16 protein-coding genes are annotated in these 12,116 nt (G+C 34.8%); 13 read left to right on the forward strand and 3 right to left on the reverse strand.

What is annotated here, in order from left to right:
- The first annotated feature begins 44 nt into the window (after nucleotides 1-44).
- Both ACFSCX_RS21190 and trhO read left to right on the forward strand, forming a co-directional pair.
- A complete protein-coding gene (locus ACFSCX_RS21190) occupies nucleotides 45-290 on the forward strand; it encodes a YuzB family protein (RefSeq protein WP_377930250.1) in 246 nt (81 codons plus the stop codon).
- A gap of 36 nt (nucleotides 291-326) precedes the next feature.
- Nucleotides 327-1,304, forward strand: a complete 978-nt coding sequence (gene trhO, locus ACFSCX_RS21195) for an oxygen-dependent tRNA uridine(34) hydroxylase TrhO (RefSeq protein WP_377930251.1) — start codon at nucleotides 327-329, stop codon at nucleotides 1,302-1,304.
- Between the two features lie 7 nt (nucleotides 1,305-1,311).
- Here the strand turns inward: trhO and ACFSCX_RS21200 are convergent, their stop codons facing one another.
- Complete coding sequence (locus ACFSCX_RS21200; protein ID WP_377930252.1) at nucleotides 1,312-1,956, reverse strand: helix-turn-helix transcriptional regulator; 645 nt, start codon at nucleotides 1,954-1,956, stop codon at nucleotides 1,312-1,314.
- 338 nt (nucleotides 1,957-2,294) lie between these two features.
- On the opposite strand from ACFSCX_RS21200, the gene ACFSCX_RS21205 reads away from it, so the two are divergent.
- Nucleotides 2,295-3,122, forward strand: a complete 828-nt coding sequence (locus ACFSCX_RS21205) for an alpha/beta fold hydrolase (RefSeq protein ID WP_377930253.1) — start codon at nucleotides 2,295-2,297, stop codon at nucleotides 3,120-3,122.
- Nucleotides 3,123-3,254: 132 nt separating this feature from the next.
- On the opposite strand, the gene ACFSCX_RS21210 is transcribed toward ACFSCX_RS21205, so the two are convergent.
- Nucleotides 3,255-3,374, reverse strand: coding sequence for a biofilm-forming protein (locus ACFSCX_RS21210; RefSeq protein WP_377930254.1), 120 nt, complete (start codon nucleotides 3,372-3,374; stop codon nucleotides 3,255-3,257).
- Nucleotides 3,375-3,552: 178 nt separating this feature from the next.
- Between ACFSCX_RS21210 and ACFSCX_RS21215 the strand changes: the two genes are divergently transcribed.
- The 10 genes from ACFSCX_RS21215 (at nucleotide 3,553) to ACFSCX_RS21260 (ending at nucleotide 10,350) form a co-directional block, all read left to right on the forward strand.
- Nucleotides 3,553-4,287, forward strand: coding sequence for an SGNH/GDSL hydrolase family protein (locus ACFSCX_RS21215; RefSeq protein WP_377930255.1), 735 nt, complete (start codon nucleotides 3,553-3,555; stop codon nucleotides 4,285-4,287).
- 472 nt (nucleotides 4,288-4,759) lie between these two features.
- Nucleotides 4,760-4,891: a hypothetical protein gene (locus ACFSCX_RS21220; protein ID WP_377930256.1), complete on the forward strand. Its 132-nt coding sequence runs from the start codon at nucleotides 4,760-4,762 to the stop codon at nucleotides 4,889-4,891.
- A gap of 14 nt (nucleotides 4,892-4,905) precedes the next feature.
- Nucleotides 4,906-5,109, forward strand: a complete 204-nt coding sequence (locus ACFSCX_RS21225; protein WP_377930257.1) for a hypothetical protein — start codon at nucleotides 4,906-4,908, stop codon at nucleotides 5,107-5,109.
- A 140-nt stretch (nucleotides 5,110-5,249) separates the two neighbouring features.
- Entirely contained in the window at nucleotides 5,250-6,050 is an 801-nt protein-coding gene (locus ACFSCX_RS21230) for a class I SAM-dependent methyltransferase (RefSeq protein WP_377930258.1), read from the forward strand.
- A 188-nt stretch (nucleotides 6,051-6,238) separates the two neighbouring features.
- A complete protein-coding gene (locus ACFSCX_RS21235) occupies nucleotides 6,239-6,817 on the forward strand; it encodes a TetR/AcrR family transcriptional regulator (protein WP_377930259.1) in 579 nt (192 codons plus the stop codon).
- Between the two features lie 35 nt (nucleotides 6,818-6,852).
- Nucleotides 6,853-7,026, forward strand: a complete 174-nt coding sequence (locus ACFSCX_RS21240) for a hypothetical protein (RefSeq protein WP_377930260.1) — start codon at nucleotides 6,853-6,855, stop codon at nucleotides 7,024-7,026.
- 226 nt (nucleotides 7,027-7,252) lie between these two features.
- Nucleotides 7,253-7,819 (forward strand): HAD-IA family hydrolase, encoded by a 567-nt coding sequence (locus ACFSCX_RS21245; protein ID WP_377930261.1) that lies wholly within the window; start codon nucleotides 7,253-7,255, stop codon nucleotides 7,817-7,819.
- A gap of 192 nt (nucleotides 7,820-8,011) precedes the next feature.
- A complete protein-coding gene (locus ACFSCX_RS21250) occupies nucleotides 8,012-9,100 on the forward strand; it encodes a serine hydrolase domain-containing protein (protein WP_377930262.1) in 1,089 nt (362 codons plus the stop codon).
- A 57-nt stretch (nucleotides 9,101-9,157) separates the two neighbouring features.
- Nucleotides 9,158-9,802 (forward strand): MBL fold metallo-hydrolase, encoded by a 645-nt coding sequence (locus tag ACFSCX_RS21255; protein ID WP_377930263.1) that lies wholly within the window; start codon nucleotides 9,158-9,160, stop codon nucleotides 9,800-9,802.
- A gap of 47 nt (nucleotides 9,803-9,849) precedes the next feature.
- Nucleotides 9,850-10,350, forward strand: a complete 501-nt coding sequence (locus ACFSCX_RS21260; RefSeq protein ID WP_377930264.1) for a GNAT family N-acetyltransferase — start codon at nucleotides 9,850-9,852, stop codon at nucleotides 10,348-10,350.
- A gap of 84 nt (nucleotides 10,351-10,434) precedes the next feature.
- Here ACFSCX_RS21260 and ACFSCX_RS21265 read toward each other — a convergent pair whose 3' ends face one another.
- Nucleotides 10,435-11,232, reverse strand: coding sequence for a class I SAM-dependent methyltransferase (locus ACFSCX_RS21265; RefSeq protein ID WP_377930265.1), 798 nt, complete (start codon nucleotides 11,230-11,232; stop codon nucleotides 10,435-10,437).
- Between the last annotated feature and the right edge of the window lie 884 nt (nucleotides 11,233-12,116).

The following is a 12,116-nucleotide window of genomic DNA, read 5'->3' on the forward strand; positions in this document are numbered from 1 at the left end:
GAGAGGTGGCAAATGAGAGGTAATATTCAGAAAGGATAAGTGGTATGGGAATTGTGATTGTTGAGATCTGCGATGGTAGTTTAATCATGCAAATTGATTTAGAAAAACTATTAGAAACTGAATATCCAGAAGTGGCTGTTATTCAGAACAATTGCTTATCCTTCTGTGGAATGTGTGCGAGAAGTCCCTTTGCCATTGTCAATGGAAAACGAGTATTTGCTAAAACTGTTGAAGAGTGTGTAGATCTAATCAAACAGCAAATTGAAAAAGAATTAGCACAGTTTTCATAATTTTTGTTTGAAAAAATTTAAAGAAGGTGAATCATTTTGATAAATACAAGGCTTTATAGAGTATTACTGTATTATATGTACGTTCCGATTCATAACCCAGAAGAATTTGCTGCGCAGCATCTGAAATTCTGTGAGGATCTTGGATTAAAGGGAAGAATATTAGTTGCTAAGGAAGGAATTAACGGAACAGTTTCTGGGACATATGAACAAACCGAACAATACATGAAAGAGATGAAAGAGGATGCTCGTTTTGCTAATATGATATTTAAGATAGACGAGTCAGACTGTCACGCTTTTAAAAAGATGCACGTTCGAGCGAGAGAAGAGCTTGTTACACTTCGGCTAAATGAAGATATAAACCCAAACGAGACGACGGGAAAATATTTAAGTCCAAGTGAATTTTATGAAGCTATGCAAGATTCTGAAACGCTAGTTATAGATGCAAGAAACGATTATGAATATGAAATAGGCCATTTTAGAGGTGCAATTAAACCTAATATAAAAAACTTCCGTGAACTTCCAGAATGGATACAAAATAATCGAGAACTATTCGACGGGAAAAAAATCCTAACGTATTGTACCGGTGGTATCAGATGTGAAAAGTTTTCAGGCTGGTTACTTAAGGAAGGGTTTGAAGATGTTGCACAGCTCCATGGGGGTATTGTTACGTATGGTAAAGATCCAGAGGTTCAGGGTAAACTATGGGATGGACAATGCTATGTCTTCGATGAACGAATTAGTGTACCGGTGAATCAACATGAGCATGTAATTGTGGGAAAGGATTACTTTACGGGAGAGCCTTGTGAACGGTATGTCAATTGTGGGAACCCTGAATGTAATAAGAAAATCATTTCCTCAGAAGAAAATGAACATAAGTATTTACGTGGATGCTCACATGAGTGCAGGGTTCATCCGAGAAATCGTTACGTATTGGAACATGCTCTAACGAATGAACAGGTTAAAAAAAGACTATCGAATCTTGGTGAAATAAATGGACTAAGGACTAACCAGTAGAAAATGGTTAGTCCTTTACTGTTCTATTCGTATGAAAGAGAAACGTACAATGATTATCTCCTTCTGTTTTACAGCTTACTCTTTGAACTGTATCTGTTTCTAAAACTCTTTTAAACATATTTGTTTCACACTGACATGCTACTTTATATTCTTTGGCAATTGAATAAATGGGACAATTATATTCTACCAACTCAAATGTATGGTCATCCATTTGTGTTACGGATGCCATATAGCCTTTTTCATTTTGAATGTTTGCAATCTCTTTTATTTTTTCTACAGTAGTTTTTTGACGGAGTCGACTTTTATACTCTTCTGTGAGTCGGTCTTCTCTTTTATTAAATAATAGTTGGATGGAGTCATCACCGTGTATTTCTTCTATATCCTTTAAGAATTCAACACTTATTCCTTCGTAATTTTGTGGAAAGTGCCTCTCTCCTTTTTGTGTTAATGAATAAACTTGAAGAGGTCTGCCCATAGACTGTTTCATTTCTTTTGATTGAATGAGCTCGTCCTTTTCAAGAATACTTAGATGCTTTCTAACGGCCATATGGGTGATATTTAATCGATTGGTTAAATCGTTAACAGCTAAAGAAACTTCCTTCTTTAACAAATCTAAAATTAAATCTCTTGTGTTTGAATGATGACGATTCATTTTATAACACCTCCACAAATGATGTTGCAGAAAGCTATGGGTCTAAGTTCATCAACTATTATATTTATCTATATTTTAAACTATAAAGTATAAAATGTAAAAAAGCAGGGTTTGCTACTAAAATGAAAAATTTAAGGAGATTATTTTTCCATGCATTTGAATCTAACTAGAAATAATTAGGGATGAACATATCAACTAGTTCAATATTAAAGGATAGCTTTTTTAGATCCCAGTTACTACCCTTTAAGTTTCATGATTTTGAGGATGTCCCTTTTATTGATACTGGCATTTATGAGAACGGTGAGCATACATTTAAAACGAATAGGTGGAATGGGGGGATGTCAGTGGTTTTTGAGAAACGAATAAATGTTGGTGCCTATTGCATGAATGTGCGATTCATGAATGAGTGTAACTCGAACGAAGTAGTGGTATTCATTCATGGTATACCTACAAACTTACATTTATGGGACAGTGTGATTCCTTATTTAAATAAGAAATATGCGATTCTAGCAGTTGATTTAATTGGTTACGGAAAATCCGATCGAGCACCTAATACAGAGTTAACCCTTCCAAAACAAGCAGGGTACATCCTCGAAGTTCTAAAACAGCTACATATTCAATCTGCTCATCTTGTTGGCCATGACCTAGGTGGTGGGATCGTTCAAATATTAGCGGTATTACATCCAGAAAGGGTAAGAAGCACTACAGTCATAGATGGTGTATGTTTTGCTAATTGGCCACTCCCAAAAGTTGTTTCCATACGTTATCCAGTTTCAGAAGAGTTCGTACCTTCTCCGTTATTTATTGAAAGAATGTTAAGAGAAGGAGTATACTATCCGTCTATGTTAACACCGGAATTCATAAAGAAATTTACAATGCCATTTAGTACACCAACAGGACCTGAGGAGCTTCGTCAGGCATCTTTGGCTCTCAACCATCATCAAACAGAAGATTTGGTTCCTTACTTACAATCGATTAAATGCCCAACTACTCTTCTCTGGGGGCAGCATGACCGTTATCTTGTTCCTTATTGGGGTCAGCTTTTGCATCAGCATGTTCCGCATTCTAGTTTTAAACTTATTCCGAACGCAAGCCATTATTCTATGATTGATCAACCAAGTATAGTCTCACAGGAGCTACTACTACACCTTTCTCATAGTGTTTAGGGAGAAATATAGGCTTGTAACATGAAAAGATATTCTCTTAGTGATATTCTTTTTTAAGACTCTAGCTTTTGCTAATGAAAAGGACCTAGCAAAAAAGCTAGGTTCTCTTTTATTCGTTCAACTTGATGAACGTTATTTATTTTTCTTCCCCTTGTTATTTGTTTTAGGGTTATCAAATTTAAAAGCAGATTCGGTTTCGTGATCATTTCGAACTTGCTCTAAACTAGAATTTTGAATACCATCCTTAGCCATTGAGGTGCCCCCTTTTTTAGTTAATCTAGTTTATTTTTCTTAAATAAGGATTAGATTATACGAATGATTTTATACGAATTAAGAGGAGTTTGAAGTTAGAAAAAATCATGAGCAATATCATTGGTTATCGATTTTTTATTATGCTATTATAATAAAAAATGCTCAAAGGATGACTGTTATGAAAATTGTTTGCTTTGGAGATAGTTTGACTCGCGGAGTATCGTTTGTGAAAGGTCGATTAAGAATCTTGAAGGCGAACTATCCAACAATCTTACAAGAACTATATAAAAATAATAACCATGATGGTAGCGAGACTGATGTTGAAGTGTTGAACAAGGGAGTGTTTAACGACAATTCTGATTTACTACTAAATCGATTAGACAAGGACGTGATGAAGGAAAATCCTGAATTTGTGATAATTGGAATTGGAGGAAATGATTGTAACTTTCAGTGGGAGGAAGTTTCGAAAAATCCTAACGATACTTTTGATCCAATCGTACCATTAGAAAGATATATTCAAAATGTTAAATCGATCATCGTACATATAAAAAAGGAAGGAATTACGCCAATCCTTCTGACCCTACCACCATTAGATCCGGTTCGGTATTATGAAAACATCTCGAAAACATTCACTTCACATATTAGTAATTGGATATGTAAAGTGGGTGGAATTGAACATTGGCATGGAAAGTATAATCGTAGCGTAAACAAAATTGCTGAAGAGTTACATGTAATGAAAATTGATGTCCGTACTGCAATAAAGCAAGCAGGAGAGCTGGTGGATTTAATTAGTGATGACGGTATCCATTTAACTGAAATGGGTTACAAGGTGCTTGGGACTGAAATCTATCGACATATGGTAGCTTTGATAGAAGGAAACAAATCCAATGTAGATAAACTTGTTAGCACATAAATAGTAAATGTTACAATAATGAAGAAGCTTGTATAGAAAAGACCTTTCTTTGCAAGCTTCTTTTTAATCGATATTATAATAGGTAAGTTCATTCGTTCTCGTTATACTTGTTTTGGTAAAAGACAGTAAACCGATAAAACAAAAAGGTAATCGATAATGATATGATATAAACAGGAAATGAAAATATCAACTTCCATCCTTTATACGTAAAACATTTAACTGTAACAACACATACTCAAATTCCACAGCAAAGAGCGTCCAGAGTAGAAAATATAAGACGAGCATACTTCTTTTAAATTTGTAAACCTCATATACATACACGAAAAGATAATCAAAAGCAGGATAAGTCCCATAGAGAATGAGATCAATCATATTTGATGTATCGGTTAAGTCATATAATTCAAATGGCTTTATCGCGAAGAGTTAGCTACCTTTACATACGTTAAACATTTTATATGAATGGAGGGAAAAGATGGTACCAGAGCGAGTAAGTTTAATAACGATTGGTGCATGGGATTTACCTATGCTTCGGTCCTATTATAAAAGATTAGGCTGGAGTGAAACAGATTGGAGTAGTGATCATTATGCGTTTTTCGAACGGTAGGAGTCATGCTTTCCATGTGTCCAATCTATGAAATGACAAAAAATTTGAACATGTCAATTCCTGAGTCACCCAACTATTTCAGAGGGGTTACCTTAAGTATCAATGTTGATGAACCAAACCAAGTGGATGAAATCCTACTTACAGGAAAGAAGCAGGGGCAACGATTATACAGGAAGCTGAGAATTCTAATAACGGTTTTAGAAGTGGAGCATTTGTAGACCCTGAGAATAATTATTGGGAAATTGTATATAATCCTCATTCAGTTTTTGATGAACGTGTAGGGATGATAGAGATGAATGGTTAAAGACACTAGTTTGGATTTGTGTATTGAAACTATAATTTGTCGGGGGGATTCTCATTGGAGCAAAAAATCGTTAGTAAGATTAATCAAACGAGCTGGAACCAATCGGTTTACAAAGCATGGATTAATAGATATGGAACCCCAGAAGAATATGCGAAGCAACTCAGTCAATATCCAACAAAAGCCGTTTCACATTATTTGAAATTCATGGGAGAGGTAAAAGGCAAGAAAGTGGCTAATCTGTTAGGATCTAAGGGGAATAAGGCAGTATCCCTTTCACTTCTTGGTGCATCGGTTTCGGTTTTTGATATTTCCGAAGAAAATAAGAGATATGCATTAGAGCTGGCAAAACAAGCAAATACAAAAATAAATTACATTGTTACAGATGTATTGGATATTCCAGAAGAATGTAAGCTCACAGATTGTGATTTTGTATTACTCGAGATAGGGGTTTTACATTATTTTGTTGATTTAACACCACTGTTTAAGGTAGTGTATGATTTCCTTAAACCAAATGGAAAACTTATTTTAAGAGATTATCATCCCTATGTAGCTAAAACGATGAAGGTAGTTGAGGGGGAATTTAAAAGGGATGGAAATTATTTTGAAAATAATGTAGTAGATGAGGACGTGGCTTATACTATTTTATTATCTGAAAAAGAGCGTTCACTTCTTCCAAAGGTAAAAATTAGAAGATGGACATTGGGTGAAATCGTAACGTCTATATCCAAATCGGGATTGAATGTTGAATACTTAGAAGAAGAGCAAGGAATTAGGTGGGCATTTCCACCGAATGCGCCAGAGGGTATCGAGGAAAAGGTACCGGGACTTTTTACGTTAGTTGCACGAAAAGAATGAGACTAGAAAACATAGATACTTTGATCAAAAACTGCCTTGCTGATTAGGCAGTTTTTCTTTATGAGAAAACTTTTGTGAAAAATCTTTACACAAAAACATTTACAGAATTTTCATTTTATTATAAAATAAACCAAACGATATGTAACATTTGATATATATCATTAGAAATGTAATGAAGGAGCTACTATATGCCACCGAAAAAAAAGTTTTCAGAGGACCAAATTATTGATGCTGCTTTTGAAATAGCAAAGAGTGAAGGTATTGACTCCATTACAATAAGAAAAGTTGCTGAGAAGCTTGGAAGTTCGATTGCACCCATTTATGTGAATTTTAATGATGTAGCAGAATTAAAACAACGAGTAGTAAGAAAGACATTCGAAGTTAGCAAAGATCTTCTTAAAGAACAAAATACAGGAAGTCCATTTCAGGATATAGGTTTAGCGAGTATACGATTCGCTAGAGATTACAGTATTCTTTTCAGAGACCTAGTGATGAAGCAGAATTCCTATATGAATCATTACGACAGCGATATGGGAGATGCTCTTATTGAAAAAATGAAGTGTGACCCACTACTTGAAGGCTTTGATATTCATGAGTTAAAAACAATATTACTTAAGATGAAGATTTTTCATGTAGGTCTATCGGTTATGGTTGCAAATGGAATACTTCCAGAGAGCTTTGACGAAGAAACGGTGAAGCAAACTTTAGAAAGTGTAGCAAAGGATGTTATGGCTGCAGCACGCTTACGGAAAAATGGGGAGTTATGATAAGAAGTCACGTTATTTTTAGAGGAGGTGAGAGTATGATGAATGTAGGTCGTTCAATAGTAGTTGGTTTATCTACCCTAATAATTGTTCCGACTCTAAGTCTTTTATCATTTGGATTAGTAGTAGGTGCAATTTTGACAGTTATTATTGGTGCATTGAGAACATTTGGCATGGAGTATTTTCAAATGAATTTATCCCCAAGTATGTAATTCCTACCTGGCTAAGTATACCCTTTTCTGTCGTTCTAGCGACAATATTAATAGGAATTGCTTATGTTAGCTGGGGAGGACTGAAGAAATATTTAACCCTGTTACGTAATTGAAATTTTCGTTTTAAAATTCTGGAAAATTGAAAGTGGAATTATCTTTCTAGCTGTTGTAGAGGACTGATTGTGGTGAAATATGTAATATTTGATTTTGACGGGACACTTGAGATGTGTTTATTAAAGTATTTAACATACTAGCGAAGAAATATCATTTCAGTGAAATACAATCAAAAGACTTAAACAAGCTAAAAAAAATGACGATTAATGAAAGGTGTCATTTTCTTAAACTATCACGATATAAAATACCATTAATAACTCCAGAGCTTTATAAGCTATACCGCCAATCAATGAGTGAAATAAAAGTATACGAGAATATAAGAGAAATGTTACATCAATTAAAGAACAGAGGGTATCAAACGGCTATTATATCCTCTAATTCAGAAAAGAACATTTTAGAGTTTTTAAAACGTAACGAGATTGATGGCTTTACAGATGTATTTTGTTCCAGTCGAATATTTGGGAAGGATAGAATGTTAAAAAGATTTCTTAAGAGAAAAAGATTAGATCCTTCGGACATCATTTATGTAGGCGATGAACATAGAGACATAATAGCTAGTAAAAATTCAGGTGTGAAATCGATCTGGGTAGGGTGGGGATATGATTCAATTGATGCCATAGAATCAGTCGTTCCTGATTTTATCGTTCAATCACCACTGGAAATTTTAGAAGTAATTTAGTTAGTCAACTAATATGTTGGAGTGGTTAAGATAGTCTTCAAAAAATTATGCTTTCGTATGTTCAATGGTCGCTATTATCTTTGGGGTAACCCTAATGTTCATTGGCGTTTTTATTCAAAATAATAGCTAAGGATATAATTAATCCAGTTGGATAAAAAGAGTATCAACAATTAGCAGGAGGAGGGGAGTTAATTGGTAAATGAAAAACTCCATAGCCTTATAGATAACTATTTTAGAAAGTTTGTTCAGAAAGATAAGAACATCTATAATGCCTATTTGTTGGTTTACTCAAAAAAACATAATATTGATCTAAACATTGCAGAAGGCTCAACAGGTGGCATAACGGCTAAACCGGATCAACCGTATTTTATTGCCAGTGTTAGTAAGCTCTATATATCTGTTCTAATTGCAAAACTTGCTGAGGATGGGAAACTATCATTTCATGATGACATCACGTCATATTTAGAACCAGAACTGTTACATAAACTTCATGTCTATAAAGGAAATGATTATACACATCATATTAAAATTAAGCATTTATTAAACCACTCTTCTGGGCTACACGATTATTTTGAGGATAAGCCCCTGCAAGGTAAGTCCATGATCAACATGTTGATGGATGAACCAAACCGAATGTGGGCACCGGAAGAAGTGATCAGGTGGTCTAAGGAAAATTTATCATCACATTTTCCTCCAGGAGAGGGATTTCATTATTCTGATACGGGCTATCACCTATTGGGATTAATCATTGAAAAAGTAACTGAGTTACCTCTGCACCAAGCCCTTTATCATCACATTTTCTTGCCTTCTCAAATGAAATGCTCCTACTTACATGTTTCTACACCTATTGAACAAGAAAATAATCCAGTTGCCGATTTATTTATACGTACAACAAATGTAAAAAACTATACTAGCCTTAGTGTGAATTATGCAGGTGGAGGGATTATATCTACAACACAAGATTCGTTAACATTTATGCAGGCACTCGTAAATGAACAACTTATTAGAAGAGATACTTTTGAGGAAATGAAGGATTGGAAAAAATTCTTCATCGGAATTGATTACGGCTACGGAATCATGCACTTTAAATACTTTCCACTCTTGATGCCAAAAAGATATACGATGTGGGGGAATGCTGGTTCGACAGGGTCCTTTATGTTTTACCACCCAGATCTAGAAACTTATTTTATCGGTAGTCTAAATCAGTTTCGTTATCATAGAAAAGGCATAAAGCTGATGTTTAAATTAGTAGATATTATAGAGAAAAATTCTGATAAATAATAGTAATAGATTGTACCTGGCATATTGAAATAGAGAAATGGAAGCGAGATAGAGAGAATGAAAACACAAAAAATAAAAAAAAGAAATATATTGTTTACTGATCACACGCCGTGGGGGTGGGATTTAAATTGCCATCTTATTTTGGGGAATCAATATAATTATATTATTGATACAGGGCTAGGCTCTTTAAGTACTGCACCTATTAAAGATTTTATAAAAGATGATAATAAACCAATGATCGTGATAAATACACATTATCATTGGGATCATATTTGGGGGAACGGTTCATTCGAAAATTGTACGATTATCTCTCACAAACTGTGTAGAGAGATGATAGAGAGTAATTGGGAAGATATGATGAAAACTAGTCAACAATTTATTCGTGGTGATACAACACAGTGTCTACCAAATATGACCTTTGAGAATGAGCTGTATTTTCCAGAAGATCAAATAAGAATTATGTATACACCTGGTCATACAGTGGATTCCATAAGTGTCCTAGATGAAGCTGAAAAAGTTTTGCATGTCGGTGATAACGTTGGTGACTCATTAGAACAGCTCATCCCAAGCTTAAAGGTTGAAAAAGAGGTATATATGAACACCCTATTAAAATACAGGGAACTGGATTTTGATACTTGTGTATCTGGACACAATATCATTTTGGATAAGAGTGTTATTGAGAAAATCATAAACATGATTTGAGATCGTCTTTCAGATAAATTAAAAAGTATAAGAGGACTGAACTGAAAATGATATATGAAACGAATCGACTTATCATTAGAGTTTTAGAGGAAGCTGATTATGAAGATGTAAAACAGATTTGGGGTAATGAAGAAGTAATGGAGCATTGCCTAGGTGCTATTTCACATGAATTATTACCGGAAATAATAAGAACCTACATTCATTGCCAGGCTGAAAAGGGATTATCTGTTTATGCAGTGGTCGAAAAAGAGTCTAGTAGAGTAATAGGGGCTGCCGGATTTAATGTAAAGGATTCTCTTGAAGAGGTAGAAATGATTTATCATTTTTCTAAAGAAGTTTGGGGAAGAGGTTATGCGTCAGAGACTGGAGCAGCCTGTTTGAACATTGCTAAGCAAACAGGCAAAGTAAAAAAGATATACGCTTCAGCAAGTCCTCATAATCCAAGTTCAATCAAAATATTGGAGAAAATCGGATTTGATTTCATCGGTCTAAAGTGGTTTGAAGATACAAAGCAAGAAGAGCCTTACTATGAAATGGTTGTTGATTAACCCTTTCAAGAAACATAATGAAAGTTTTACATAGAACTTGAATAAAAGATGAACCGAGATAAAAAACATGAGGGGAGAATGTTACTAATTTTTCTCCCCGACAATACACATACTCATTGGAACTTTTAACTCTTTGTTGTTTAGATGCTCGAAAAGTGCAGACATATCATGCTTATATTCTTCAAAGAGTATTAGTGAAAGCTGGTTTTGCAGCATCCCTGTAAAAATTTGAGCTAATGTCGGATCAAAATTGTAAATAGGAGATGCTTCATATTTTTCCTTTCCTACATAATCCAATCCATCCTCAAACATTCTTGGTTCTTCAATAAAATAGGAGTATTTGATCTCGTAAGGATGCTGTTTTTCATTGTTATCTAACATAAGTATAAATGGATGCATATCGTAAATAACGACGTACCCATTTTTTCTTAATAAGCGTGCAATAACGTTGAAAAAACCATTGATATCGGGAAACCACATTAGACTACCTACCGAAATATACACAATATCAAAACGGTCATTATATGTATCTGGAATCTCATAAATATCTTTTTGGACAAACTCACACTCTACATTTGCAAGCTTCGCTAATTCTTTAGCTGAAAGGATGGCTTCATCAGAAATATCAAAGCCAGTTACAGAGGATGCCCCTAAATTTTTTAAGGATATCGTTTCCTCACCATCATTGCAGCAAACCTGTGCCACGTCTTTTCCCATGATATGAAGTGAGTGTAAAATGTCGGTAATTGTATCATCTAGCTTGGAATAGCCTTTTTGACTGAACTTTTCAAACTTCCCTTTTTCTTGCTTTGCATTTTGATGCTTAGCATTTACTTCATTCCATGCTTTACGATTTGCCTCGGTATAATCTTTTCTATTCATTTGAAAACTCCTTTAACGAAGAGGATTTACAAGAAATTCAAACCAACCATCAAGCTGTAACTAATCGATAGCGATAAAGTCTACCTCGCTTTTTCACAATATGCTAAGAGGAGCTGAGGATATTCACTAGCAGGGGTACCTATAATGATATAAGCTCTCTGATTAAACCTCTCCGCAGGCTGAACCACTCAAATGGGCGTTTCATACAATGAAAGTGCAATGATGTGGCCGTACAAGACCGTCATCATAAATCATAGCTTAAATACTTATTGTTCTCAAAAATAAGATCTATTACTAATCTAGCATAAACGTTTTATATCCATGTTTCTAACATAAGTGCTTAGAATAGCAGGCCAGGTAGAGGTGTTGAAAATAAGCAGAAGTTGAATGAGATAAATAATGCGACAAACGAGTTAAGTAAAAAGAAAGAAGAAGTAAGTAAAGTACCGACCGAGGTAAGTAAAAGAGAATTGGGGTAAGTAAAAAGCCAAACGAGTTAAGTAAAAAGAGAGCAGAGGTAAGTAAAGCGCCGACCGAGGTAAGTAAAAGTGAACCGGGGTAAGTAAAAAGCCAAACGAGTTAAGTAAAACGAGAGCAGAGGTAAGTAAAGCGCCAAACGAGTTAAGTAAAAAGAGAGAAGAGGTAAGTAAAGCGCCGACCGAGGTAAGTAAAAGAGAATTGGGGTAAGTAAAAAGCCAAACGAGTTAAGTAAAAAGAGAGAAGAGGTAAGTAAAGCGCCGACCGAGGTAAGTAAAAGAGAATTGGGGTAAGTAAAAAGCGAAACGAGTTAAGTAAAACGAGAGCAGAGGTAAGTAAAGCGCCAAACGAGTTAAGTAAAAAGAGAGAAGAGGTAAGTAAAGCGCCGACCGAGGTAAGTAAAAGAG

Source organism: Bacillus salitolerans (genome assembly GCF_042680805.1).
Classification (GTDB): Bacteria; Bacillota; Bacilli; order Bacillales; family SA4; genus Bacillus_CJ; species Bacillus_CJ salitolerans.